Here is a 24746-nt window from a genome sequence, read left to right as displayed (position 1 = left end):
GAGCGAGGGGTCCGCATGGCGTATCTGATCGAACTTCCCGTTTCCGGCTTCACAGTGACTCCGACATGGCACCGGCCCTCGGCCCGGACCGCCGCATGACGCCGCCGGAAGGGCCCGAACGGCGGCGTGCGGGCATCGGACCGAAGGCGCTGGACAGGGCGCTGCTGCGCGTCTTCGACGTGCGCGGAGAGCCCGTCGGTGTCGGTTTCCTGGTGTCCGACACGCTTGCCCTGACCTGTGCGCACGTGGTGTCCGCCGCCCTCGGGGCCGCGCCCGGCTCTCCGCAGGAACCCGGCGCGCGCGTCCGGATCGACCTGCCCCTCGTGCCCGCCGCGGCGGGCGGCGCCGCGCCGCGCTCGACCGCTGTCGTCGAGCTCTGGGTGCCGCCGCGGGTGCCGGGTGATGAGTCCTTCGGTGGTGCCGACGTGGCGGTGCTGCGGCTGGACACACCGCTGCCCGGGGCGGGGCCGGTGCGGCTGGTGGCCGCCGAGGACCTCTGGGGCCACCGGATAAGGGCCTTCGGGCTGCCCGCGGGGCGCCCGGGCGGGGTCTGGCACGCGGGGGTACTACGGGCACGGCAGGCCAACGGCTGGGTACAGGCCGATCTCTCGGGCAGCGGCTACCCGGTGTCGAGGGGATTCAGCGGAAGCCCGGTGTGGGACGACCGGCTGGCAGGTGTGGTCGGCATGGTAGCGGTGGCCGAATCCGGTCAGCCGCCGGTCAGTTACGCCATTCCCACGAGCGGCCTGCTCGCAGCCCGGCCCGCACTCGAACCACTCGTACTCCCGCCCTCACCGTTCCGCGGGCTCGCAGCCTTCCAGGAAACCGACGCTGCGAACTTCCACGGCAGACGGGCCGAGAGCGACACGGTGGCCCAGGCGCTCCACGAACAGCAGTGGGTCACGGTCGTCGGTCCCTCGGGCGGCGGCAAGTCATCGCTCGCCCTGGCCGGAGTGGCACCACGACTGCGCGCGAAAGGTGCATCCGTGGTCGTGGTGCGGCCCGCGTCCGGGAGCAGCCCTCTGTCGGCCCTCGCCGCCGCGCTGCTGCCGCTCACCGAGCCCGACCTGCCCGAGACCCGCCGGCTGGCGCGGATACCCCAACTGTCCGGCGAACTCAAGGAACAGGGCCTGTCCGGGACGGCGGCGCGCCTGCTCGAACTCGGGCGCGGCAGCCGACTCCTCATCGTCGTCGACCAGTTGGAGGAGCTGCTCCAGCAGCCTCCGGACGCCGTGAACGAACTGGCCGACGTGCTGTTCGACCAGGACGCCCTGCCGCCCACGGTCCGGGTGCTGACCACCCTGCGCGCCGACTTCCTCGAACCCGTACTCGCCCACCCGCGCCTCGGGCCCGTCGCCGGCCGGCACCTCCACGCGCTTCGCCCGCTGGGCGAGGACGGGCTGCGCGACATCGTGACCAGACCTGTCCACAACCTCCCCGGGGTGTCCTACGAGACCCGCCTGGACGAACGCATCCTCGAGGACACCGGCACCGAACCAGGCGTGCTGCCGCTCCTCGCCCTCACCCTCGACCTGCTGTGGCAGCGGCAGGAGGACGGCGTGCTCACCAACCGGACATACGACGAACTCGGCGGTGTCACCGGCGCGCTCGGCAACCACGCCGACCGGGTCTGGGCCGAGCACGTGCCGCCGCACGACGAGGAAGCGGCCCGTCGGCTGTTCACCCAACTCGTCCGGCTGCCGCTCGGCGCCGCGGTGGCGACGCGGCGCCTCGCGCGGCGCGGCGACCTCAGCGAGGAGCAGTGGCGCATCGCCCAGCGGCTCGCCGCGCACACCCGGCTCCTCGTGACCGACCGCAGCGCGGAGGGCACGGAGACGGTGGAGCTCACGCACGAGGCGCTGATCGGCGCATGGGGAAAGCTGGCCGCGTGGGTGGCCGAGGACCGCTCCTTCCTCGGGTGGCGGGAATCCGTACGGCACGAAATGGACCGCTGGCAGCAGGCGGAACGCGCCACCGATCACCTGCCGACCACCGTGGCGATGGCCGGCGCCAAGCGCTGGCTGCCGGACCGGGACGCGGCTCTGAGCGAGGCCGAGCGGGACTACCTGACGGCCGGCCGGGCCCACCGCCGCACCCGGGCCCTCGTTCGCACAGCCCTGTTCTCCGGGCTTGCCACGGCCCTGGCGTTCGCCGTGGTGCTCGGCACACTCTTCGTCACGGAAAGCCGCATCAGCCAGGAGCGCGCAGCCCTCGGCGGCTCACGCGCCCTCGCCCGAACCGCACAGGAGTCGACGGGCGCCGATCCTGCCCGCGCCGCGCTGCTCTCGCTCGCCGCGTACGACAAGTCCCCGACGCAGGAGGCCAAGAACGAGTTGATGCGGCAGTACCTCCAGTACAAGGACTACGACCGGGTGCTCTCCGGCAATCTCGGGGGGAGCATCTTCGCCAAGAGCCGGGACGGCAACGTGGTCCTGGCGGCGTCCGAGCGCTCTGGAGCCACCCTGTTCGTGCACGCCCTGACCGGGCGGGTGCGCAGCGTGCAGGTGCCCTCCAGCGACGAGGTCCAGTACGTCATGGTCTCGGCCGACGGGAAGCGCGCCGCGTACTTCCAGTACGACGGGAAAGCCGTGTGGTTCGAGGTGCGCGCCGACGCGGAGCACCCCGCGGGCCCACTGCACAGACTCCCCGACGCCCCCGGCACCGGCACGAACTGGAGCGACACGGTCACCCCCTCGATGTCGCTCGACGGCAGGATGATCGTCGCCCACGCCCACAAGCGCATCGTGTGGTGGAACCTGGACAGCGGCCCGCACAGCGCCCTTGCCGGAAACCTCCCGGCGCCCAAGGGCATGGAATTCAGACTGTGGCCGGCCGCCGACAACCGGACGCTGCTGGTGCCGGTGTACAAGCGGTTCCGCGCGTTCGGACAGGGGGAGAAGGCCAGTCTGCTCGCCCTCGACCTCGTGACCGGCAGAAGCCGACTGGTGGTGCGGGCCGACGCGGACCAGATCCGGCTCTCCGGCGACCGGACCACGGCAGTCCTGTGTCACGTGCGGGGCAAGACCACCGAGGTGACCCTCCACCGGGTCCAGGACGGCGCCCGGCAGGGACGCGCCTACCGGGAGAAGGACAAGGACTTCGCGTCGGACATCTGCATGGTGCAGGCCGTCGACGGCTCCGGGCGCCGGGTCGCCCTCAACTCCCTCAAGGGCCTTACCGTCGTGGACATGCACAGCGGCGAGGTCGTCTCCCGCAATGCCCTGCCTGCCGCGGCCTCCTCGGGGGCCACGAGCAGCCCGGTGCTCGTGGAGTCGGGTGGCGGGCTCTACTACGTCCGCCAAGACGCGTCGCTGATCGGCTTCGTCCAGCTGCGCCCCGGCTACTGGTTCGCCGACGTCAGCCAGCAACTGCTCACTCACGACGGCAAGTACACGATCAGCGTCCTGGCGGACGGCTCCCGTATGCAGGTGCACCATGCGCGGAAGGACAGCGACCGCGTGCTCGCCGATGCCTCCCGCCGCAAGCCCTACTGGGTGCCGGACCGCGGTGAGTCGCTCGCCCTGGACCACGGCGGACGGCTCGTCGCCGACCGCGAGGGCAGGAACATCGTCACCGTCCGCGACGCCACCACCCTGCGCCGGACAGCGACCGTGACCACCACCGAACCTCCACCGATGGCAGTCACCCCGCCGTCGATCGGTGACATCAGCCTCGACGGGAACGGCGACGACGAAAAGCCGAAGTGGGACTTCACCTACTTCTTCGACCACAGCGGAAAGCTGATCACTGTCGCGGGGAACGTCGTGGAGCAGTGGGACGCGCGCACCGGCAAGCGGCTCGCGCGGTTCGACGCCGCAACGCTCCGCTCCCGGGCCGGCGGTGACACGGACGCGGAGGTGATGATCGGCGCGTATCCTGCGCCGGACCGGATCACCGTCATGGTTCTGGGCAGGCCCGGAATCCACATTGTCGACATCACCACCGGACGTACGACCGACACCGTGAAGACTGGCGACGACATTCTCGCCGCCCATTTCGACAGGAGCGGCAAGTACTTCGCGATTCTGCGCCGGGGCGCGGTGTTAGAGCTGTGGCGGCGCGGCAACCCGCCGCGCAAGGAGATCGGTCCGCTGCGCAGCATCGCGGAGTCGTCGTCCACGCCGTACGCCGCCGGCTTCCTGGAAGGTGACGGCCGCTATCTCATCGCGGCGAACAATTCCGTACGGATCTACCGGATCGGCGAACGCGGCTACGAATCCTTCTATTCGTTCACCGGCCCGCGCGACAGCACCCTGGACGGGGAACACGCCTTCATGGGTGCCTCCGGAGACGGCAGCACCGTGATCCATATCGGCCCGGACGGCAGTGGCGGGCCGCTCCACCTCAGCCCGGGCCGGTGGTACAGCGAGCTGTGCGACATCATCGGCCACCGCGAGTTCACGCCCGAGGAAATGGACGTCCTCCCCGTTGAGCCGAGCACACGGAAACCGTGTGCCGAGGACGAGTGAGGCCATCGCCTGGCTCAGTGTCCGCCCCGGGGCTCCACGCAACCGCCCTCCATGTAGGCGCCGTGGGCCTCGACGTGAAGGGGCGGGCCCACGCCGCCGCTGACACACGGGGCGCCGGGAACGGAGAGGCTGAAGCCGAGCGCGTGGCCGGAGCCGTAGACCTGGGTCACTTCGGCCGGATACCCGAGCCCTTCCAGGACGGCTCGCACGTCCTGCTCGTTGGACGGGCCGGACCCGCCGGTCTCGCGCAGGGCATCGGTGATCCGGTCCGCGTGGGCGTCTCCACGGCACTGCTGATCGGGGCCGAGCGGTGCTGTCTGCTTGAAGGCGTGGTTCTCCCGGTAGCGGGATGCCTCGGGATTCTCGGGCTCCGTGGCGCCCGTCGCCGTCCGACTGGCCGACGGGCTCGGCGCGACGTCCGCGCAACGCGCCGCCACGTCCCGGAACTTCTTGTCGTGCTTCGCCCGGGCCTCCTCGGCCAGCTTCTTCCAGTCCTGCGCCGTGGACGGCCGGGCACTGGAAGGCGAGGCGGCGCCCGAGGGGCCGTCGGCCGAGTCCACGACGCGAGGAGCTTCGGTGCCGCAGCCGGTCAGAAGCAGCAGACCGGCGGCAACGGCCAGCGGTAGACGTCTCACGAAGGCACTCCATTCCCGTACGACAGGGGCCGGTCGATTGTGGGACGAGCGGATTGTCGTGGTCATGAGTATGCGTACTCATGACCAGGCCCTGTCTATCCGCCGGAGTGCGGCACCGGTTCCAACTGCCACCACTGGCCAGGGGAGTCGGTGTCCTCCCACTGCTGGACGTTGGCCCCGTCCTCGGTGCTCCCTCCGGCGACCTCCAGGACGAGGCCGCTGATGAAGCTGACGAGGGTGACGGTCCCGGGCGCCTCCAGGTGCTGTTCGATCAGCCACTCCTGGGCGCCGAAGTTGTTGGCCCTCCACTGCTGGATGTTGGCACCGTTCTCCGTGGAGGCGTTGGCGACGTCCAGGCGCTTGCCGCTGTGGGCGTTGACCAGATGATGGAGCGCCGCACCGTCGTGCACGGGGGAGATCTGCCAGTGCTGTGCGGCCGACCCGTTCTCCTTGCCCTGCTGCACGTTGGCGCCGCCACCCTTCGCCGCGCCGTAGACCTCCAGCAGCAGGCCGCTGGCCACATTGCGCAGGCGGTACGTGCCCGCTTCGACGACGGGCGCGGTGTCGGCGCTCATGTTCCGTTCTCCTCAGGCATGTTCGGACGGCGGAAGCCAGTATCCACCGGTGACCTGACGCACGACGACGCCGCCGGCCCTTGAGGCCGACGGCGTCGCATCACCGGATGCACTCGGTGACTCAGGCGTCGTAGTGGAACTCCGCCGGGTCCGGACCGAGGCGCTTGCCCTCGTCCAGAGCGGCGAACGCCGCGAGGTCGTCGGCGTCCAGCTCGAAGCCGAACACGTCCAGGTTCTCCACGATCCGCGACGGGGTCACGGACTTCGGGATCACCACGTTGCCCGTCTGGATGTGCCAGCGCAGCACCACCTGGGCGGGCGTCCGGTTGTGCTTACGCGCGATCGCGACGACGGTCGGGACCTCCAGGAGGCCCTTGCCCTGACCCAGCGGCGACCACGCCTCGGTGGCGATGCCGTGCTGGGTGTGCAGGGCACGCAGCTCGGCCTGCTGGAGCTGCGGGTGCAGCTCGACCTGGTTGACCGCGGGGACCACGGAGGTCTCGGCGATCAGGCGCTCCAGGTGCGCGGGCAGGAAGTTCGACACGCCGATGGCCTTCGCGCGGCCGTCCGCGTGGATCTTCTCCAGGGCCTTGTACGTGTCCACGTACGTGTCCTTGGCCGGCAGCGGCCAGTGGATCAGATACAGGTCGACGTAGTCGAGACCCAGCTTGTCGAGCGACGCGTCGAACGCGCGCAGCGTCGTGTCGTACCCCTGCTCGCTGTTCCACAGCTTGGTGGTGACGAACAGCTCGTCACGGGCGACACCGGAGGCGGCGACGGCCTTGCCGGTGCCCACCTCGTTCTCGTAGATCGCGGCGGTGTCGATACTCCGGTACCCGGACTCGATGGCCGTGGCCACCGCTTTCTCCGCCTCGTCGTCCGGCACCTGCCAGACACCGAAACCGAGCTGCGGCATGTCGACGCCGTTGTTGAGGGTGAGGGAGGGGACCTGGCTCACGAGCAGTCGATCCTTACGTTGTCGGCTGGTACTCCGAGAGTCAACGATCACGGAGGCGTACACATTCCCGCTCGCAGGAGTGGGGTGTGCGGGCGGCTCAGCGATACAGCGCGTCGACCTCGGCCGCGTACGCCGTCTCGATCGCCTTGCGCTTGAGTTTCAGCGAAGGGGTGAGCAGCCCGCGCTCCTCGGTGAACTGGTGCGCCAGTATTCGGAACGTACGGATCGACTCGGCCTGTGACACCGCCGTGTTGGCGGCCACGACCGCGCGGCGGACCTCCATCTCCAGATCGGGGTCCCGCACCAGTTCGCCCGGGCTCAGCGGCGACCGGCCCTGCATGACGAGCCAGTGGTCCACGGACTCCTGGTCCACGGTCACCAGCGCCGCGATGTACGGACGGTCGTTGCCGACGGCGATGCACTGCGCCACCAGCGGATGGGCCCGCACCCGCTCCTCCAGACCGGCCGGCGACACGCTCTTGCCGCCGGAGGTCACCAGGATCTCCTTCTTCCGGCCGGTGATCGTCAGATAGCCGTCCTCGTCGAGTGCACCGAGGTCGCCGGTGGCCAGCCAGCCGTCGTGGAGCGTCGCGTCGGTGGCCTTCGGGTTGCCCAGATAGCCGGAGAAGATGTTCGCGCCGTGCACCCACACCTCGCCGTCATCGGCGATGTGCACGGTCGACCCGGGGATCGGCTGCCCGACGGTGCCGTACCGGGTGCGCTCCGGCGGGTTCGCGGTCGCCGCGGCGGTGGACTCGGTGAGGCCGTACCCCTCGTAGACGAGGACACCGGCGCCCGCGAAGAACAGCCCGAGCGTGCGGGCCATGCCGGAGCCGCCCGACATCGCGTGCCGCACCCGGCCGCCCATCGCGTCGCGGACCTTCTTGTAGACAACCTTGTCAAAGAACTGGTGCTGCATCCGCAGCCCGGCGGAGGGACCGGGTCCGGTGCCGAAGGCCCGGTGCTCCATGGCCTCCGCGTACTTCACCGCGATCTCGACGGCCTTCTCGAAAGGTCCGAGCCGCCCCTCCGCCTCGGCCTTGCGCCGGGCGCCGTTGAAGACCTTCTCGAAGATGTACGGGACCGCGAGGATGAACGTCGGCCGGAACGAGACCAGGTCCGGCATCAGTGCGCGCGCCGAGAGCTCCGGCTGATGGCCCAGCTTCACCCGGCCCCGGAGCGCGGCGATCTCCACCATCCGGCCGAAGACGTGGGCCAGCGGGAGGAAGAGCAGGGTCGCGGCCTCGTCGCCCGGCTTGGAGTGGAACACCGGCTCCCACCGGCTGACCATGGTGTCCGACTCGAACATGAAGTTGGCGTGCGTGATCACGCAGCCCTTCGGGCGGCCCGTGGTGCCCGAGGTGTAGATCACGGTCGCCACCGACTCCGGCGTCACGGCACGGCGGTGCCGGTGCACCACCTCGTCGTCGATCTGTGCGCCCGCCGCGACCAGCTCGCCCACCGCGTCGGCGTCCAGCTGCCACAGCCGCTTCAGATGGGGCAGCCGGTCGACGACCGAGCCGATGGTCATCGCATGGTCCTCGTGCTCGACCATGACGGCGGTGACCTCGGCGTCGTGGAGCATCCAGAGGACCTGCTCGGCCGATGACGTCGGGTAGATCGGTACGGACTGGGCACCGACGGTCCACACCGCGAAGTCGAAGAGTGTCCACTCGTAGCGCGTACGGGACATCAGGGCGATGCGGTCGCCGAACCGGACGCCGTGCGCGATCAGCCCCTTGGCCAGGGCCAGCACCTCGTCGCGAAAGTTTGCGGCGCTGACATCGCGCCAGTGTCCGTCCGCGTCCTTGCGCCCCAGCGCGATCCGGTGCGGATCGTCCTCGGCGTTGTCGAACACGGTATCGGCGAGACCGCCGACGTGGGGCGCGGCCGCCATGGGTGGGACAGTGAATTCGCGCAATGAACCGCTCCTCGTGGCCTCCGCACAGCGCCGCGACGCTACCCCACAGGGCGCCGTCGCGGGAGAGTGTGAAGCCTCCGTAACGCATAGCATCTGCACAGGTCAGCCGTAGATATCCGGCCAGATGGGCAAGGCCCGGGCAGACTTCCGACCACGGAGTACGGGGCTTGCGCCGGAATCTCCACCGAATCTGTACATCGCGATCACTCCCATTCTGTACGGGTATACCGCCCTTCCTCGCTTATGTACGCCCCCGCTGTCAGGCGGATTCCCGGCCGCTGATCCCCCGGTGCAGCCGGTCGCCGCCCGCCAGGATCGCCGAGGCCAGGGCGTCCGCCGCTTCCTGTGCCCGTCCCCGGTTCCTGCCGTGCAGCAGGACGAAGTCCACGTCGCCGAGCTCCGGCAGCCCCGCCCTGGCCGGCACCGGCGCCAGTCCGGGCGGGATCAGCCCGCGGGTGTGCGCCATGACGCCCAGGCCCGCGCGGGCCGCCGCGATCAGTCCGCTCAGGCTCGTACTCGTACAGGCCACCCGCCAGGACCTGCCGTGCTCCTCCAGAACCTCCAGGGCACGGGCCCGGGTGATGCCGGGCGGCGGGAAGACGATCAACGGCACCGGGCGCTCCGGGTCGATCCGGAGCTGCGGTGCGCCGATCCAGGCCAGCACGTCCCGCCAGACGACCTCGCCGTGCGTGTCGCCCGTGCGCCGCTTGGCCAGCACCAGATCGAGGCGGCCCGCCTCCAGCTGCTGGTGCAGGGTCCCCGACAGCTCCACGGTCAGCTCCAGTTCGACCTCGGGGTGGTCGCGGCGGAACGATTCCAGGATCTCCGGAAGCCTGGTGAGCACGAAGTCCTCGGAGACGCCGAACCGCAGTCGGCCGCGCAGCCGCGTGCCGGTGAAGAAGGCCGACGCCCGCTCGTGCGCCTGGAGGATCGACCGGGCGAAGCCGAGCATCGCCTCGCCGTCCTCGGTGAGATCGACGCTGTGGGTGTCCCGGGCGAACAGCTGCCGCCCGGTCGCGTCCTCCAGCCGCCGCACATGCTGACTGACCGTGGACTGGCGGACACCGAGCCTGCGTGCGGCCTGCGTGAAGCTCAGGGTCTGCGCGACGGCGAGAAAGGTACGGAGCTGGGCGGGGTCGTACATGGACCCAGGTTATCGCGATCCGTGATGACAGTCAGAACGGTATGCCGGATTCCCGATTGCCCCGATCAGGAGCACGATGGGGAGGGCACGACCTGACCGAGAGACACGTGGAGCACATGAGCCGCCGCACCCTGAAGCTGCCGTCCTGGCTGCCGATCGACCCGTACATCCTGGCGCTGATCGGCACGGTCGTGCTCGCGGCGCTGCTGCCCGCATCCGGAACCGCTGCGGAGGTCGCGGGCGGGGCGTCCACCGGAGCGGTCGCCCTCCTCTTCTTCCTCTACGGAGCCCGGCTCTCCACCGCCGAGGCACTCGAAGGTCTGAGGCACTGGCGCCTCCATCTCACCGTCCTGGTCTGCACGTTCGTCGCGTTCCCGCTGCTCGGACTGGCCGGCAAGGGACTCGTGCCGTACGTCCTGACGCCCCAGCTCCAGGAGGGCCTGCTCTTCCTCTGCCTGGTCCCCTCGACGATCCAGTCCTCGATCGCCTTCACCTCGATCGCCCGCGGCAATGTGCCCGCGGCGATCTGCGCGGGCTCCTTCTCCAGCATCGCCGGGATTCTCCTCACCCCGCTGCTCGCCGCCCTGCTGCTCGGGGGGAGCGGCGGCGGCTTCTCGGCCGACGCGCTGCTGAAGATCGTGCTCCAGCTGCTGGTGCCGTTCTTCGCCGGGCAGGTGCTGCGCCGGTGGATCGGCGGCTTCCTCGCCCGCCACAAGAAGGTCCTCGGATATGTCGACCGCGGATCGATCCTGCTGGTCGTCTACACGGCGTTCAGCGAGGGCATGGTCGCCGGCATCTGGCACCAGGTCACCCCGGCCCGCCTCGGCGCGCTGCTCGCCACCGAAGCGGTGCTGCTCGCGCTGATGCTCAGCCTGACCTGGTACGGCGCGAAACGCCTCGGATTCGGCCGGGGGGACCGGATCGCCATCCAGTTCGCCGGCTCGAAGAAGAGCCTGGCAGCCGGACTGCCGATGGCGAGTGTCCTGTTCGGCGCGCACGCGAGTCTCGCGGTGCTGCCGCTGATGCTCTTCCACCAGATGCAGCTGATGGTCTGCGCGGTGATCGCGAAACGACGCGCGCGCGACCCGCTGCCGACGAGCGCGGCGGTCCCGCAGGAGACCGTCACGGTGGGCTGAGACCGGGCCCGGCAGGGTCCGGCCGGCGCAGGGGGCGCTCCCCGCCGTCCGGACCCCCGACCCGTGCAGCGGGCGGGCCCCGCGTCAGCCCGTGCCGGCCGTCGCCTCCAGGGCGATGCGGTGCTCACCCGCGTACACGTTCATGGACGGACCCCGGAGGAAACCGACCAGGGTCAGTCCGCTCTCGGCCGCCAGATCGACGGCCAGCGACGACGGCGCCGAGACGGCGGCGAGCATCGGAATGCCGGCCATCACCGCCTTCTGCGCCAGTTCGAACGAGGCCCGCCCCGACACCAGCAGAATCGCTCGCGAGAGCGGCAGCCGGTGATCGGTGAGGGCCCGGCCGACGAGCTTGTCGACCGCGTTGTGCCGGCCGACGTCCTCCCGGATGTCGAGCATTTCGCCCGCCTCCGAGAACAACGCCGCCGCGTGCAGACCCCCGGTCCGGTCGAACACCCGTTGTGCCTCGCGCAACCGGTCGGGGAGGCCGGCGAGCAGTTCGGGCGTCACCCGGACCGGGGGCGTATCTGCGACGGGATGACGTGTGGTGGTGCGGACGGCGTCGAGGCTCGCCTTGCCGCACAGACCGCACGACGACGTGGTGTACACGTTGCGTTCGAGCGTGATGTCGGGGACCACGACGCCCGGCGCGAGTTTCACGTCGACCACGTTGTACGTGTTGACTCCGTCGGCCGTCGCCCCGGCGCAGTACACGATCGACTGCACCTCGGAGCCCTCACCGATCACGCCCTCGCTCACCAGGAAGCCCGCCGCCAGCGCGAAGTCGTCACCGGGGGTACGCATCGTGATGGCGAGCGGCTTGCCGTTCAGCCGGATCTCCAGCGGCTCCTCGGCGACCAGTGTGTCGGGGCGGGTGGTGACCGCCCCGTCCCGGATGCGGATGGTGCGGCGGCGCTCGGTGACCCGTCCCATGGCGGTTAAACCCGATTCTGTACGTGTTGGTAGCCGAAACGGCCCTTGATGCAGAGGTTGCCGTGGGTCACCGGGTTGTCGTGCGGCGAGGTGACCTTGACGATCTCATTGTCCTGCACGTGGAGGGTGACGTTGCAGCCGACGCCGCAGTACGCGCAGACGGTGGTGGTCTCGGTCTGGGCCGGTTCGTCCCAGGTGCCGGCCGCGCGCATATCGAACTCGCTCTTGAAGGAGAGCGCCCCGGTGGGGCAGACCTCGATGCAGTTGCCGCAGTAGACGCACGCCGAATCGGTCAGCGGGGCGTCGTGCTCGGTGGAGATACGGGCGTCGAAACCGCGCCCCGCCACGGCGATCGCGAAGGTGTTCTGCCACTGGTCGCCACATGCGTCCACGCACTTGTAGCAGAGGATGCACTTGTCGTAGTCGCGGACGTAGAGGTCGTTGTCGACCTTGGCTTCCTCGTTGACCCGGGCGGCGTCCGGACCGAAACGGTCCGGCTTCGCCTCGTACTCCTTGAGCCATTCCGCGGCCCGCGGCGTCGTCGACAGGTCGGTGGACGAGGCGAGCAGCTCCAGGACCACCTTGCGGCTGTGCCTGGCCCGCTCGGTGTCCGTCAGCACCGTCATGCCCGCTTCCGCGCGGCGCGAGCACGCGGGTGCGAGGGTGCGGGCGCCCTCCACCTCGACGACGCAGACCCGGCAGGCGTTCTTCGGAGTGAGCGTGTCGCCCTGGCACAGGGTGGGGATGTCCTTGCCCGCCGCCCGGCAGGCGTCCAGGATCGTCGAGCCCTCCGGGACCCGGGTCTCCTGCCCGTCGAGGGTGAACTCGACCAGACGGCGCGGAAGTTGCAGCGGCACAGCGGTCACTTGTAGACCCCCAGACGGTCGATGGCCGACTCCACGGCATTCCAGGCGGTCTGCCCCAGACCGCAGATCGAGGCGTCCCGCATGGCCTGCCCCACCTCTCTCATCAGCGCGATGTCCTCGGCGGCGCCGGTGCCGGTCCGGTCCACGATCCGGTGCAGCGCCTCCTCCTGGCGCACGGTGCCGACCCGGCAGGGCACGCACTGGCCGCACGACTCGTCGCGGAAGAACTCGGCGATCCGCAGCAGAATGCGGGGCAGCTCGACGGAGTCGTCCAGGACCAGCACCACCCCCGAACCGAGCGTGGTGCCCGCCGCCCGCGTCCCCTCGAAGGTGAGGGAGATGTCCAGCTCGTCGGGGCGTACGAAGCCGCCCGCCGCTCCGCCGAGAAGCACCGCCCGCAGATTCTGCGACGGGCCCGCAAGGTCGAGCAGTTCCCGCAGATTCGCGCCGAACGGCAGCTCGTAGATGCCGGGGCGGGCGACCTGCCCCGATACGCAGAACAGTTTGGTGCCGGTCGACGCTCCGGTGCCGGTGGCCGCGTAGGCGGCGGCTCCGTGCTCCAGGATCGGCAGGACGTTGACCAGCGTCTCGACGTTGTTGACGGCGGTCGGCTTGCCGAAGAGCCCCTTCTCCACCGGGAACGGCGGTTTGGAGCGTGGCTCGCCCCGCTGCCCCTCGATCGAGTTGAAGATCGCGGTCTCCTCGCCGCAGATGTACGCCCCGGCCCCGCGCCGGATCTCGATGTCGAAGGCGTATCCCTGCCCGAGGACGTCCGGCCCCAGCAGGCCGCGGGCGCGGGCGGCCGATATGGCGTTGCTCAGCCGTTCGTACGCGCGCGGGTACTCGCCGCGCAGGTACAGGTAACCGTGCTCGGCGCCGACGGCGTATCCGGCGACGGTCATCGCCTCGATCAGCGCGAAGGGGTCGCCCTCCATCAGGACGCGGTCCTTGAACGTGCCCGGTTCGCTCTCGTCGGCGTTGCAGACCAGGTAGTGCGGGCCGTCGGCCTGTTGGGCGGTGGCCTGCCACTTGCGTCCGGTGGGGAACGCGGCGCCGCCCCTGCCGACGAGGCCGGCGTCCAGTACTTCGCGGATCACCCCGGTGGGGCCGAGGGCGAACGCCCTGCGCAGGGCGGTGTATCCGCCGGTGGACCGGTAGTCGTCGAGGGAGGTGGGGTCGACTGTGCCGATGCGCTTGAGGAGGACGAGGTTGGGGGAGCCGGCCTGGGGAACGGCGGATTCGGCGGGGGGTTCGGTGGGGGCGGATTCGGGGGAGCGGGTGGCTGCGGCGAGCGTGGGGGCGGTGGCTGGGGCGATGACCGCGTGGCGGTGGGGGGCGCCTGCGGCGGGCCATTCCCCACCCCGCCCCTTCCCGTAACCGGGGGCTCCGCCCCCGGACCCCCGCTCCTCAAACTCCCCCAAGGGCTGCGTCCAGGGGGAGCCCCCAGGGGCTGGGAGGCGAGCAGGTGGCTCGGGCGCTGGATCTCCCGCCTGGAGCAGCAGCGCCGCCGGGGCCCTTTCGCACAGGCCCAGGCAGGGGCTCTCCTGCCAGACCGCGCCCTCCGCCGGGGTGCCCGGTTCGCCCAGTTGTTCGCGCAGGGTCGCGCAGAGCGCCCCTGAGCCGCGGGCCGCGCAGGCCAGGTCGGCGCAGACGTGGAGCACCTTCGCGGGGCGGGGCTTCACGGAGAACATCGAGTAGAAGGTCGCGACGCCGTACGCCTCCGCCGGAGCCACCGTCAGCCGGCGGCAGATGTAGTCCAGCGCTCCCTCGCTGATCCACCCCACCCGGTCGTTCACCGCGTGCAGGGCGGGCAGAAGCTGGTCGCGCCGGTCCTTGGCGGCCGAGGCGCCGCCCTTCGCCCAGCGCAGGTCCTCGTCGGTGCGTTCGGTGGCGCCCTCCCAGCCGGACGGCGGGGGGCCGAGCAGGGCGTCGACCGCGGCGCGTTCGGAGTCCGAGGGGGCGGCACCGGTGAATCTCAGGTCCATGCGGGCACCAGCTTCTCTATCCGTACGGCGGAGGCCTTGAACTCGGCGGTGCCGGCGATCGGACAGTTCGCCTCGATCGTCAGCTGGTTGGTGTCGGTCTCGTCAGGGAAGTGCATCGTCATGAAGGCCAGCCCCGGCCGCAGACCGGGGTCGATCCACACGGGCGCGGTGACGCTGCCTCGCCGGGACGAGACCCGTACCTGCTCCTCGCTCGCGACGCCGTACGCCTCGGCGTCCTCCGGGCAGAGCTCGATGTACTCGCCGCGACGCAGGGGAGAGGCGTAACTGCCGCTCTGCACACCCGTGTTGTACGAGTCGAGGCGACGCCCCGTCGTCAGCCGCAGCGGGTACGTCTCATCGGTGAGGTCGACCGGCGGGTCGTGCGCCACCAGGCCGAAGGGGGCCGCGGGTCCTCGCCGCGCCGGGTCGGTCTCCCAGAGGCGGGCGTGCAGGAAGCTCGACGGCAGTTTCTCCGTGTCCGGGCAGGGCCACTGCAGCCCCTGGTGCTGGGCCAGCCGCTCGTACGTCATGCCGAAGTGGTCGGGGGACAGGGCCCGCAGTTCGTTCCAGACGGCCTCGGAATCGGCGAACTTCCAGTCGTGGCCCAGGCGTTCGGCCAGTGCGCAGATGATGTCGATGTCCTCGCGGGCCTCGCCCGGAGGCACCAGGGCCGCCCGGACCCGCTGCACGCGCCGTTCGCTGTTGGTCGTCGTGCCGTCCGTCTCCGCCCACGCGGCGGCGGCGGGCAGGACGACATCGGCCATCTCGGCCGTCTTCGTCAGGAAGATGTCCTGCACCACCAGATGGTCGAGCGAGGCGAGGCGCCGCACGGCCTGTTCGCTGTCGGCCTCGGACTGGGCCGGATTCTCGCCGATGCAGTACACGGCCCGCAGCTCGCCGCTCTCCATCGCCTCGAACATCTCGGTGAGCGTCTTTCCGTAACGGGGCTGGATGACGGTCTCCCAGGACTGTTCGAACTTCTCCCGCGACCGGGGGTCGAGGATGTCCTGGAAGCCGGGCAGCTTGTTCGGGATGGCGCCCATGTCGCCGCCACCCTGCACGTTGTTCTGGCCGCGAAGCGGCTGCACCCCGGAGCCGTACCGTCCGACGTGCCCGGTGAGCATCGACAGGTTGATCAGGGCGCGGACGTTGTCGGTGCCGTTGTGGTGCTCGGTGATGCCCAGCGTCCAGCACAACTGGGCGCGTTCGGCGGTGGCGTAGGCGTGCGCGAGGTCCCGGATCGCTTCGGCCGGGACGCCGGTGACCTGCTCCGCGGCTGTCAGCGTCCAGGGCTCGACGAGCGCCGCGTACTCCGCGAAGCCGGTCGTGGCCCGGTCCACGAACGCGGTGTTGACCAGCCCGGCGTGGATGATCTCGCGGCCGATGGCGTGCGCGAGCGGGATGTCGGTGCCGACGTTGAGGCCGAGCCAGCTCTCCGCCCACTCCGCGGTCGAGGTGCGGCGCGGGTCGACGGCGTACATCCGGGCCCCGTTGTGGATGCCCTTCAGTACGTGCTGGAAGAAGATCGGGTGCGCGAAACGGGCGTTGGAGCCCCACATGACGACGAGGTCCGTGTGCTCGACCTCCTCGTACGAAGAGGTGCCGCCGCCCGAGCCGAAGGCGGCCGAGAGCCCGGCGACGCTGGGGGCATGGCAGGTGCGGTTGCAGGAGTCGACGTTGTTGGTCCCCATCACCACCCGGGTGAACTTCTGGGCCACGTAATTCATCTCGTTGGTGGCGCGGGCACAGGAGAGCATCGCGAAGGCATCGGGGCCGTACGCCTCACGGGTCTGCCGGAATCCGGCAGCCGCGCGCGTCAGCGCCTCGTCCCAGCTCGCACGGCGCAGATTCCCGCCCTCGTCGCGTACGAGCGGGTGCGTCAGTCGTTCGTACGTCTTCGGCTGCCGGCCCTTGCGGAGCCTGCCGTCGTTGCCGTTGGTGCGGCTGTTGTTCATGGTGCGCTCCCTGCTGGGGCCGAGGAGGTGGTGGCGAGGAGGTCGGCGAGCGCGTGCACGGCGCGCAGCGTCGGTACGGGCGTCCCGGCCAGTCCGGCCAGCTCGACGACGGCGGCGAGCAGCACGTCGAGTTCGAGAGGTTTGCCCTTCTCCAGGTCCTGGAGGGTGGAGGTCTTGTGGTCGCCGACGCGTTCGGCGCCCGCGATGCGCCGCTCCACGGAGATCTCGGGGTGGCAGCCGAGGGCCGCCGCCACGTCGAGGGTTTCGCGCATCATCGACTCCACGAGTGCGCGGGTGTCCGGATGGCGGCAGATCTGGCCCATGGTGGCTCTGGCCAGCGCGCTGATCGGGTTGAAGGAGATGTTGCCGAGCAGTTTGATCCAGATGTCGTTGCGCAGATCCGGTTCGACGGGGCACTTGAGCCCGCCCGCGACCATCGCGGCGCTGAAGTCGAGACAGCGCTGCGAGACGGAGCGGTCCGGCTCACCGATGGAGAAGCGGGTGCCTTCCAGGTGGCGTACGACGCCGGGCGCCTCGATCTCCGTGGCGGCGTACACGACGCACCCGATGGCGCGTTCGGGCGGCAGGGTGGCGCTGACCGCGCCCGCCGGGTCGACGCTGTCGAGACGGCGCCCGGTGTGCGGCCCCGCGAGGCCGTGGAAGTACCACCAGGGAATGCCGTTCTGCGCCGCGATGACGGCGGTGCGGTCATGCATCAGCGGATGGACCAGGGGGCCCGACACCGCGTACGAGTTGGCCTTCAGGCCGAGGAACACATAGTCGACGGGTCCGACGTCCGAGGGGTCGTCGGTGGCCGAGGGGCGCGCGGTGAAGTCGCCGCGCGGACTGAGGACGCGCACACCGTCACGGCGCATGGCCGCCAGATGCGGACCTCGGGCGATGAGATGGACCTCGGCGCCGGCGCGGTGGAGCGCGGCCCCGACATAGGCGCCGATGGCTCCGGCACCGACAACTGCGACTTTCACGGGGCTCTCCGTTCGGTGAGAGGACCGAGCGAGGGTGTCAAGTCGACAGAATATTGTCTACAGTATGCCTTCTGGAGGGTCAAGGCTGTTGTCAAGGCTCCAACCTCCGGGCCGGAATCCTGTGGGGTTACGTGCCCCCGTACCGGGCGGTAGCGACCAAGACTGGATGGTTCCTGCCATACGTATCGAGGGGAACCCGTACATGACCGGCTCACGTGTCGTGGCGCTCGGCCACTATCAGCCCGCCAAGGTGCTCACCAATGACGATCTGGCCGCCATGGTCGACACCAGTGACGAGTGGATCACCAGCCGTGTCGGCATCAAGACCCGTCACGTAGGTGGTCCCGACGAGCCGGTGGACGAGATGGCCGCACACGCGGGAGCCAAGGCGCTGGCCTCGGCCGGCCTGCAGCCCTCGGATATCGACATGGTCCTCGTGGCCACCTCCACAGCCATCAACCGCTCGCCGAGCATGTCCGCGCGGGTCGCGGCGCGGCTCGGTATGGGCTCGCCCGCTGTGATGGACATCAACGTGGTCTGTTCCGGCTTCACGCACGCCCTGGCGACCGCGGATCACGCGATCAGGGCCGAGGCCGCCACGCGGGTCCTGGTCATCGGCGCCGACAAGATGGCCGATATCGCCGACTGGACCGACCGCACCACCTGCGTCCTGCTCGGTGATGGTGCGGGCGCGGCGGTCGTCGTCGCGGACCCCGGTGCCGGTGACCGGCCCGGGATCGGTCCGGTCCTCTGGGGCTCGGTGCCCGAGATGGGTAACGCCGTGCGCATCGAGGGCACGCCCCCGCGCTTCGCGCAGGAGGGGCAGTCCGTCTACCGCTGGGCCACCACGCAGCTGCCGCCGATTGCCCGCAAGGTGTGCGAAAAGGCAGGAATCGCCCCCGAGGACCTCGCCGCGGTGGTGCTGCATCAAGCCAATTTGAGGATCATCGAACCGGTCGCGAAGAAGATCGGTGCGGTCAACGCGATCATCGCCCGTGATGTGGTGGATTCGGGCAATACATCCGCCGCTTCCATCCCGATGGCACTGTCCAAGCTGGTGGAGCGCGGGGAGGTCGAGAGCGGTGCACCGGTGCTGCTTTTCGGCTTCGGAGGCAACCTCTCGTACGCCGGTCAAGTGATCCGCTGTCCCTGACCCGCATTGTGCTCGGTAGACTGTAGACGATAAGCAATTGCTCGTCGCCTGGAGGGGGACCGCCGATGTTGTCCACAGGACTGCCGCAAGGGGCTGTGCCAAAGCTGGAGCGGCCCGGTCCGCTGCGCGAGCGCATCTACGAGGCGCTGCTCGAACTGATCACCACACGAGCGCTGCGCCCCGGCCAGCACCTCGTCGAGAGTGAACTCGCGGGGCATCTCGGGGTGTCCAGGCAGCCGGTGCGCGAAGCGCTCCAGCGGCTGAACACCGAGGGCTGGGTCGACCTGCGTCCCGCGCAGGGCGCCTTCGTCCACGAGCCCACCGAGCATGAGGCGGACCAGCTGCTCTCGGTCCGTACGCTCCTTGAGGCCGAGGCGGCCAGGCTCGCCGCCGCCAACTCGGGCACGGCAGGCATCGCGGCGCTCGAAGAGCTCTGCGCCAAGGGCGAGCAGGCCGTGGCCGACGACGACGTGGACCTGGCGGTCGCCACCAACGCCGCCTTCCACGCCAAGGTCATGGAGCTGGCCGGCAATGTCGTCCTCGCCGAACTGGCCGGACAGGTGGACCGCAGGGTCCGCTGGTACTACACGCCGGTGGCCCGTCAGCGCGGCACCCAGTCGTGGATCGAGCACCGCGCACTGATCGCGGCGATCTCCTCGCGGGACGAGCAGCGGGCCACGGAGGTCATGCGCGCGCACACGGAGCACACGCGCGAGACGTACCACCGGCGCGAAGAGGCATAGAAGAAGAGGCATAGAAGAGGCGTCTGATCGGACCGATGGGGCACCGGGAACTCCCGGTGCCCCATCGGTGTGTCCGGGCGGGCGCATGTCTTTGTCCTGGGTGTGGAGAAAGTTGGAGCGGATTGCTGCGCAACTTCTTCCCACTCCGGGAAAGCGCTGCTACGTTCCCCTCCAAAGCCCGACGGACTGTCCGATGTGGCGGGGAGGGACGTGTGAGACGCATGACGGCTCGACCCGCGAACGCGCATCAGGCGCGACTGCTACGGCTGTTGCGCGACGGCGGCCCCAACTCCCGTGCGCAGCTCGGAGACGAGATCGATCTCTCGCGCTCCAAGCTCGCCGTCGAGGTGGACCGGCTGCTGGAGACCGGCCTCGTCGTGGCCGACGGACTCGCCGCCTCGCGCGGTGGGCGCCGCTCCCACAACATCCGGCTCGCCCCGGCACTGCGGTTCCTCGGTGTCGACATCGGCGCCACATCCATCGATGTGGCTGTCACCAACGCCGAGTTGGAGGTCCTCGGGCACCTCAACCACCCCATGGACGTACGCGAAGGTCCCGTCGCCGTCTTCGAGCAGGTGCTGTCGATGGCAGCCAAGCTCCGGGCCTCCGGGCTCGCCGAGGGCTTCGACGGCGCGGGCATCGGCGTACCGGGGCCCGTCCGCTTCCCCGAAGGCGTACCGGTCGCGCCGCCGATCATGCCTGGCTGGGACGGTTTCCCGGTCCGCGAGGCGCTCAGCCAGGAGCTGGGCTGCCCCGTCATGGTCGACAACGACGTGAACCTCATGGCGATGGGGGAGCAGCACGCGGGCGTCGCACGCTCCGTGGGCGACTTCCTCTGCGTCAAGATCGGTACGGGTATCGGCTGCGGCATCGTCGTCGGCGGCGAGGTCTACCGCGGTACGACGGGCAGCGCCGGGGACATCGGCCACATCCAGGTGGAACCGGACGGCAGGGCCTGCGCCTGCGGCAACCGGGGCTGCCTGGAAGCCCACTTCAGCGGCGCGGCGCTCGCCCGCGACGCGGAGGACGCGGCACGCTCCGGGCGGTCGGCGGAGCTCGCGGCCCGGCTCGAAGCGGCAGGGAAACTCAACGCCGTCGACGTCGCCGCCGCCGCGGCGGCCGGTGACGCCGCCGCTCTCGACCTCATCCGTGAGGGCGGCAACAGGGTCGGCCAGGTCATTGCCGGACTCGTCAGCTTCTTCAACCCTGGTCTGGTGGTGATCGGCGGCGGTGTGACCGGTCTCGGCCACAACCTGCTCGCCAGTGTCCGGACCCAGGTCTACCGGCAGTCCCTGCCGCTCGCCACAGGCAACCTTCCCATCGTCCTGGGGGAGTTGGGACCGGCCGCCGGAGTGATCGGCGCCGCCCGGCTCATCAGCGACCACCTGTTCTCACCGGCCTGATCCTCGGACCGGTCAGCACGACAGCACGTCCGCACGAGCACGTCCAGTACCTCCCGCACCCCCCGTACCTCGCCCTGCCCGCTCACCGGTCCCGCACCGAGGGGATTTGTCATGGCACCAGAACCGGCATCAGCGTCGGTACCGGCACCGGAACCCGCACAGGTTCCGGCCCCGGAAACAGCAGCGGAAACCGCACCCGAACGACCCCTGCTCACCATGTCCGGCATCACCAAGTCCTTCCCCGGTGTACGCGCCCTCGACGGCGTGGACCTGGAAGTACAGGCCGGCGAAGTCCACTGCCTCCTCGGGCAGAACGGCGCCGGCAAGTCCACTCTCATCAAGGTGCTGGCCGGGGCCCACCAGCCCGACGGCGGCGAGATCACCTGGCGCGGCGCACCCGTTGCGCTCAAGTCGCCCATCGCCGCGATGCGCCTCGGGATCGCCACCATCTACCAGGAACTCGACCTGGTCGAGGGCCTGTCGGTCGCCGAGAACATCTTCCTCGGGCACGAACCGACCAGCGCGGGCTTCGTCGTCCGCACCCGAGAGGCCCGCAGAGCAGCGGGCGAGCACCTCAAGCGCCTCGGCCACCCGGAGATCGACCCCGCCCGCGCGGTCGGCGACCTCTCCGCCGCCCAGCAGCAGATCGTCTCCATGGCACGGGCGCTCTCCCACGACGTACGCCTCATCGTGATGGACGAACCATCCGCCGCCCTCGACCCGGACGAGGTCGACAACCTCTTCCGTATCGTCGACGGGCTCACCGCCGAAGGCGTCGCCGTCGTCTACATCTCCCACCGGCTGGAGGAGATCCGCCGGATCGGCGACCGGGTGACCGTACTCAAGGACGGCCGGGCCGTCGCCGTGGGGCTTCCCGCCACGTCCACACCGACGCGCGACATCGTTGCCATGATGACCGGCCGCAACGTCGAGTACGTCTTCCCCGAGCGGACCACTGCCCCGGCCGCGCGCGCCGCGGCCGGGCCCGTCCTCACCGTCGAAGGGCTCTCCAGGAAGGGCGAGTTCGAACCGCTCGACCTCGAACTGCGGCCCGGCGAGATCGTCGGCCTCGCCGGACTCGTCGGCTCCGGACGTTCCGAGATCCTGGAAACCGTCTTCGGCGCACGCAGGCCCACCACGGGCCGCGTCACCGTCGACGGAAAGCCGCTGCGCCCCGGCAGCGTCCGCGCCGCGGTGGCCGCCGGAATCGGTCTGGCACCCGAGGAACGCAAGGCGCAGGCCCTTCTGTTGACCGAATCGGTGACCCGTAACGTCTCCGTCTCCTCGCTCTCCCGCTTCGCCCGCGGCGGCTGGCTCGACCGGGGCGCCGAACGGAAGGCGGCCAGGGCCGCCACCCGGGAGCTCTCCTTGCGGCCCGACAACCCGGACGCGGCCGTCCGCACCCTCTCCGGCGGAAATCAGCAGAAAGCGGTCCTGGCCCGCTGGCTGCTGCGTGGCTGCCGGGTCCTGCTTCTCGACGAACCCACCCGCGGTGTCGACGTCGGCGCCCGCGCGGAGCTGTACGCCGTGATCCGCCGGCTGGCCGACGACGGTCTCGCCGTACTGCTCGTCTCCAGCGAGGTACCCGAAGTGCTGGGCCTCGCCGACCGGGTGCTGGTGCTCCGTGAGGGCCGCGTCGTGCACGCGGCCGACGCGCAGGAGCTCGACGAGCACCGCGTACTCGATCTCGTGATGGAAGGGAGCCCGGCATCATGACGCAGCCAGTCTCTTCGGCGCAGCACAACGGGCCGGACAAGGGGGTCCTGACCGGCCCGGCCGCCGCCCCGCCCTCGAAGAAGGAGGGAGGCCCACGCGCGTTCGGTCTGCGTGCCGACGTCCGCAACCTGTCGTTGCTCGGCGTACTCGCCGTACTGATCGCCGTCGGCGGCATCACCGAACCCGAAGCCTTCCTGGACACCGGGAACCTTCAGCTGATCCTGACGCAGGCGTCCGTCATCGGAGTCGTCACCGTCGGCATGACCTTCGTCATCACCAGCGGCGGCATCGACCTGTCGGTCGGCGCGATGGTGGCGCTCGCCTCCGTCTGGGCGACGACACTCGCCACCCAGGAGTACGGCTTCGCGGGCATCCTCTTCACTGCCGTGATCGTCGGACTCGGCGCAGGACTCGTCAACGGGCTCCTCATCGCGTACGGCGGAATGGTGCCGTTCATCGCGACCCTGGCCATGCTCGCGTCGGCCCGCGGGCTCGCCCTCCAGATCACCGACGGCAAGACACAGATCGTCACCGTGCAGTCCGTCCTCGACCTGGGCCTCCCCGACTCGTACATCCTGGGAATCCCGCCGCTGGTCCTGGTCTTCGCCGCGGTCACCGTCGTCGGCTGGCTGATCCTGAACCGGACGACCTTCGGGCGCCGTACGGTCGCGGTCGGCGGCAACGCGGAAGCGGCCCGGCTGGCCGGCATCGACGTCCGCCGCCAGCGGCTCTACCTCTATCTGCTCTCCGGACTCTGCTGCGGTATCGCCGCCTTCATGCTGATCATCCTGTCCGGCTCGGGCCAGAACACCAACGGCAACCTGTACGAGCTCGACGCCATCGCCGCCGCCATCATCGGCGGCACCCTCCTCAGCGGCGGACGCGGCACCATCGTCGGCTCCGTCCTCGGTGTCCTCGTCTTCACCACGATCACCAACATCTTCGCGCTCAACAATCTGCAGAGCGATGTCCAGCAGATCGCCAAGGGCGCGATCATCGTCGCCGCCGTCCTGGTCCAGCGCCGCACGCTGCGCAACGGAGAGACCTGATCCAGCGGTCCTCCCCACCACCACCCGCTGTTCCGTATGCACCGCACCGGATGAAGGGTTTGACAGCCATGCCAGAAACCAGCCGCAGAGGACTGCTCTTCGGCACCGCAGCCGTCTCCGCGGGCGCCTTCCTCACCGCCTGCACCAGCAACGAGCCCAAGTCCACGGACAACTCGGCCACCCAGAGCAATCAGCCCGCCGCCGACGACAAGCCCGGCAAGCCCGTCACCATCGGCTTCGCCGGACCCCAGGCCGACCACGGCTGGCTCAACGCGATCAATGTGAACGCCAAGTCGCGGGCCGAGAAGTACTCCGAAGTGACCTTGGAGATCACCGAGGGGTCCAACGACACGGCCGTCCAGATCGGCCAGGTCAAGACCCTCATCAACAAGAAGGTCGACGTCCTCGTCATTCTTCCGGCGGACGGCAAGGCGCTCACCCAGGTGGGCCTCGAAGCGATGAAGGCGGGCATCCCCGTCATCAACCTCGACCGCATCTTCGCCTCCCCGCAGGCGTACCGCTGCTGGGTCGGCGGCGACAACTACGGCATGGGGCTGAACGCCGGTCACTACATCGGTGAGCAGCTCAAGGGGAAGTCGAACGCCAAGGTCGTCGAGCTGGCCGGCATCGACAGCCTGGAACTCACCAAGCAGCGCAGCCAGGGCTTCGCCGACGCCCTGAAGAACTACTCCAATGTGGAGCTGGTGGCCCGTCAGGCGGCCGACTTCACCGTCGAGTCGGGGCAGGCCAAGATGGCCCAGCTCCTCCAGGCGCAGAAGAAGATCGACGCTCTGTGGAACCACGACGACGACCAGGGGGTCGGCGCGCTGCGAGCCATTCAGCAGGCTGGCCGCGACGAGTTCATCATGGTCGGCGGGGCCGGGGCCAAGTCGGCGATGGACGCCATCAAGGCCGACAACAGCGTCCTCAAGGCGACCGTCCTGTATCCGCCGACGATGGCCGCGTCCGCCATCGACCTGGCGCGCGCCCTGGGGCAGAGCAAGGGCATCGGGGGTCTCTCCGAACTGGAGATCCCGACCTCGCTCACTCTCTACTCGGCCGTGGTCACCAAGGAGAACATCGACCAGTACCTGCCGACGGGCTTCAGCTGATCCGGCC

General features: G+C 70.0%; 18 protein-coding genes. 8 read left to right on the top strand and 10 right to left on the bottom strand.

Annotated elements, in window-relative coordinates:
- Positions 1 to 65 precede the first annotated feature (65 nt).
- Positions 66 to 4469, top strand: a complete 4404-nt coding sequence (locus ACFT7S_RS26395; protein ID WP_382735944.1) for a trypsin-like peptidase domain-containing protein — start codon at positions 66 to 68, stop codon at positions 4467 to 4469.
- A gap of 14 nt (positions 4470 to 4483) precedes the next feature.
- Here ACFT7S_RS26395 and ACFT7S_RS26390 read toward each other — a convergent pair whose 3' ends face one another.
- The 5 genes from ACFT7S_RS26390 to ACFT7S_RS26370 all read right to left on the bottom strand — a co-directional run bounded on the left by ACFT7S_RS26390 (position 4484) and on the right by ACFT7S_RS26370 (position 9702).
- A complete protein-coding gene (locus ACFT7S_RS26390; protein WP_382735942.1) occupies positions 4484 to 5104 on the bottom strand; it encodes a hypothetical protein in 621 nt (206 codons plus the stop codon).
- Positions 5105 to 5199: 95 nt separating this feature from the next.
- Complete coding sequence (locus tag ACFT7S_RS26385; RefSeq protein ID WP_382735940.1) at positions 5200 to 5679, bottom strand: RICIN domain-containing protein; 480 nt, start codon at positions 5677 to 5679, stop codon at positions 5200 to 5202.
- Positions 5680 to 5800: 121 nt separating this feature from the next.
- Positions 5801 to 6637, bottom strand: a complete 837-nt coding sequence (locus ACFT7S_RS26380; RefSeq protein ID WP_382735938.1) for an aldo/keto reductase — start codon at positions 6635 to 6637, stop codon at positions 5801 to 5803.
- A 97-nt stretch (positions 6638 to 6734) separates the two neighbouring features.
- Entirely contained in the window at positions 6735 to 8534 is a 1800-nt protein-coding gene (locus ACFT7S_RS26375) for an AMP-dependent synthetase/ligase (RefSeq protein WP_382735936.1), read from the bottom strand.
- Between the two features lie 283 nt (positions 8535 to 8817).
- Positions 8818 to 9702 carry a LysR substrate-binding domain-containing protein gene (locus ACFT7S_RS26370; protein ID WP_382735934.1) on the bottom strand — a complete coding sequence of 295 codons (885 nt, stop codon included), beginning with the start codon at positions 9700 to 9702 and terminating at the stop codon, positions 8818 to 8820.
- A gap of 116 nt (positions 9703 to 9818) precedes the next feature.
- Here ACFT7S_RS26370 and ACFT7S_RS26365 point away from each other — a divergent pair, with 116 nt between their 5' ends.
- The gene (locus ACFT7S_RS26365) at positions 9819 to 10838 is read left to right on the top strand and encodes a bile acid:sodium symporter family protein (protein WP_382735932.1); all 1020 of its coding nucleotides are present in this window, start codon (positions 9819 to 9821) and stop codon (positions 10836 to 10838) included.
- Between the two features lie 84 nt (positions 10839 to 10922).
- On the opposite strand, the gene fdhD is transcribed toward ACFT7S_RS26365, so the two are convergent.
- The 5 genes from fdhD to ACFT7S_RS26340 are packed head-to-tail and all read right to left on the bottom strand — an operon-like array spanning position 10923 to position 17563.
- The gene (fdhD, locus tag ACFT7S_RS26360; protein WP_382735931.1) at positions 10923 to 11771 is read right to left on the bottom strand and encodes a formate dehydrogenase accessory sulfurtransferase FdhD; all 849 of its coding nucleotides are present in this window, start codon (positions 11769 to 11771) and stop codon (positions 10923 to 10925) included.
- A gap of 5 nt (positions 11772 to 11776) precedes the next feature.
- Positions 11777 to 12637: a 2Fe-2S iron-sulfur cluster-binding protein gene (locus ACFT7S_RS26355; RefSeq protein ID WP_382735929.1), complete on the bottom strand. Its 861-nt coding sequence runs from the start codon at positions 12635 to 12637 to the stop codon at positions 11777 to 11779.
- Positions 12634 to 14622 (bottom strand): NAD(P)H-dependent oxidoreductase subunit E, encoded by a 1989-nt coding sequence (locus ACFT7S_RS26350; RefSeq protein ID WP_382735927.1) that lies wholly within the window; start codon positions 14620 to 14622, stop codon positions 12634 to 12636. Before ACFT7S_RS26350 ends, ACFT7S_RS26355 begins: the two co-directional genes overlap by 4 nt.
- Positions 14613 to 16577, bottom strand: coding sequence for a molybdopterin oxidoreductase family protein (locus ACFT7S_RS26345; protein ID WP_382735925.1), 1965 nt, complete (start codon positions 16575 to 16577; stop codon positions 14613 to 14615). The genes ACFT7S_RS26350 and ACFT7S_RS26345 overlap by 10 nt, the downstream gene beginning before the upstream one ends.
- Positions 16574 to 17563 (bottom strand): 2-dehydropantoate 2-reductase, encoded by a 990-nt coding sequence (locus ACFT7S_RS26340; RefSeq protein WP_382735923.1) that lies wholly within the window; start codon positions 17561 to 17563, stop codon positions 16574 to 16576. Before ACFT7S_RS26340 ends, ACFT7S_RS26345 begins: the two co-directional genes overlap by 4 nt.
- 202 nt (positions 17564 to 17765) lie before the next feature.
- On the opposite strand from ACFT7S_RS26340, the gene ACFT7S_RS26335 reads away from it, so the two are divergent.
- From ACFT7S_RS26335 to ACFT7S_RS26310, 6 genes are all read left to right on the top strand, one after another.
- The gene (locus ACFT7S_RS26335) at positions 17766 to 18716 is read left to right on the top strand and encodes a beta-ketoacyl-ACP synthase III (protein WP_382735921.1); all 951 of its coding nucleotides are present in this window, start codon (positions 17766 to 17768) and stop codon (positions 18714 to 18716) included.
- Positions 18717 to 18781: 65 nt separating this feature from the next.
- Positions 18782 to 19459: a GntR family transcriptional regulator gene (locus tag ACFT7S_RS26330; RefSeq protein WP_382735919.1), complete on the top strand. Its 678-nt coding sequence runs from the start codon at positions 18782 to 18784 to the stop codon at positions 19457 to 19459.
- A gap of 221 nt (positions 19460 to 19680) precedes the next feature.
- Positions 19681 to 20862 carry an ROK family protein gene (locus tag ACFT7S_RS26325; protein WP_382735917.1) on the top strand — a complete coding sequence of 394 codons (1182 nt, stop codon included), beginning with the start codon at positions 19681 to 19683 and terminating at the stop codon, positions 20860 to 20862.
- Between the two features lie 216 nt (positions 20863 to 21078).
- Entirely contained in the window at positions 21079 to 22578 is a 1500-nt protein-coding gene (locus ACFT7S_RS26320; protein WP_382735916.1) for a sugar ABC transporter ATP-binding protein, read from the top strand.
- Positions 22575 to 23627 (top strand): ABC transporter permease, encoded by a 1053-nt coding sequence (locus tag ACFT7S_RS26315; protein WP_382735915.1) that lies wholly within the window; start codon positions 22575 to 22577, stop codon positions 23625 to 23627. The genes ACFT7S_RS26320 and ACFT7S_RS26315 overlap by 4 nt, the downstream gene beginning before the upstream one ends.
- 68 nt (positions 23628 to 23695) lie before the next feature.
- A complete protein-coding gene (locus ACFT7S_RS26310; protein ID WP_382735913.1) occupies positions 23696 to 24739 on the top strand; it encodes a substrate-binding domain-containing protein in 1044 nt (347 codons plus the stop codon).
- Positions 24740 to 24746: the final 7 nt, after the last annotated feature.

Origin of the sequence: Streptomyces sp. NPDC057136 (assembly GCF_042670885.1) — a bacterium.
Taxonomy (GTDB): Bacteria; Actinomycetota; Actinomycetes; order Streptomycetales; family Streptomycetaceae; genus Streptomyces.
This window is presented reverse-complemented; position numbering and strand designations above follow the sequence as displayed.

What these genes read in the sequence shown, in the direction of transcription:
- ACFT7S_RS26395 (WP_382735944.1), top strand. Translation starts at nt 66, where the DNA reads ATGGCACCGGCCCTCGGCCCGGACCGCCGCATGACGCCGCCGGAAGGG.
- ACFT7S_RS26385 (WP_382735940.1), bottom strand. Translation starts at nt 5,679, where the DNA reads ATGAGCGCCGACACCGCGCCCGTCGTCGAAGCGGGCACGTACCGCCTG.
- ACFT7S_RS26375 (WP_382735936.1), bottom strand. Translation starts at nt 8,534, where the DNA reads ATGGCGGCCGCGCCCCACGTCGGCGGTCTCGCCGATACCGTGTTCGAC.
- ACFT7S_RS26370 (WP_382735934.1), bottom strand. Translation starts at nt 9,702, where the DNA reads ATGTACGACCCCGCCCAGCTCCGTACCTTTCTCGCCGTCGCGCAGACC.
- ACFT7S_RS26365 (WP_382735932.1), top strand. Translation starts at nt 9,819, where the DNA reads ATGAGCCGCCGCACCCTGAAGCTGCCGTCCTGGCTGCCGATCGACCCG.
- fdhD (WP_382735931.1), bottom strand. Translation starts at nt 11,771, where the DNA reads ATGGGACGGGTCACCGAGCGCCGCCGCACCATCCGCATCCGGGACGGG.
- ACFT7S_RS26350 (WP_382735927.1), bottom strand. Translation starts at nt 14,622, where the DNA reads ATGGACCTGAGATTCACCGGTGCCGCCCCCTCGGACTCCGAACGCGCC.
- ACFT7S_RS26345 (WP_382735925.1), bottom strand. Translation starts at nt 16,577, where the DNA reads ATGAACAACAGCCGCACCAACGGCAACGACGGCAGGCTCCGCAAGGGC.
- ACFT7S_RS26335 (WP_382735921.1), top strand. Translation starts at nt 17,766, where the DNA reads ATGACCGGCTCACGTGTCGTGGCGCTCGGCCACTATCAGCCCGCCAAG.
- ACFT7S_RS26330 (WP_382735919.1), top strand. Translation starts at nt 18,782, where the DNA reads ATGTTGTCCACAGGACTGCCGCAAGGGGCTGTGCCAAAGCTGGAGCGG.
- ACFT7S_RS26325 (WP_382735917.1), top strand. Translation starts at nt 19,681, where the DNA reads ATGACGGCTCGACCCGCGAACGCGCATCAGGCGCGACTGCTACGGCTG.
- ACFT7S_RS26320 (WP_382735916.1), top strand. Translation starts at nt 21,079, where the DNA reads ATGTCCGGCATCACCAAGTCCTTCCCCGGTGTACGCGCCCTCGACGGC.
- ACFT7S_RS26315 (WP_382735915.1), top strand. Translation starts at nt 22,575, where the DNA reads ATGACGCAGCCAGTCTCTTCGGCGCAGCACAACGGGCCGGACAAGGGG.
- ACFT7S_RS26310 (WP_382735913.1), top strand. Translation starts at nt 23,696, where the DNA reads ATGCCAGAAACCAGCCGCAGAGGACTGCTCTTCGGCACCGCAGCCGTC.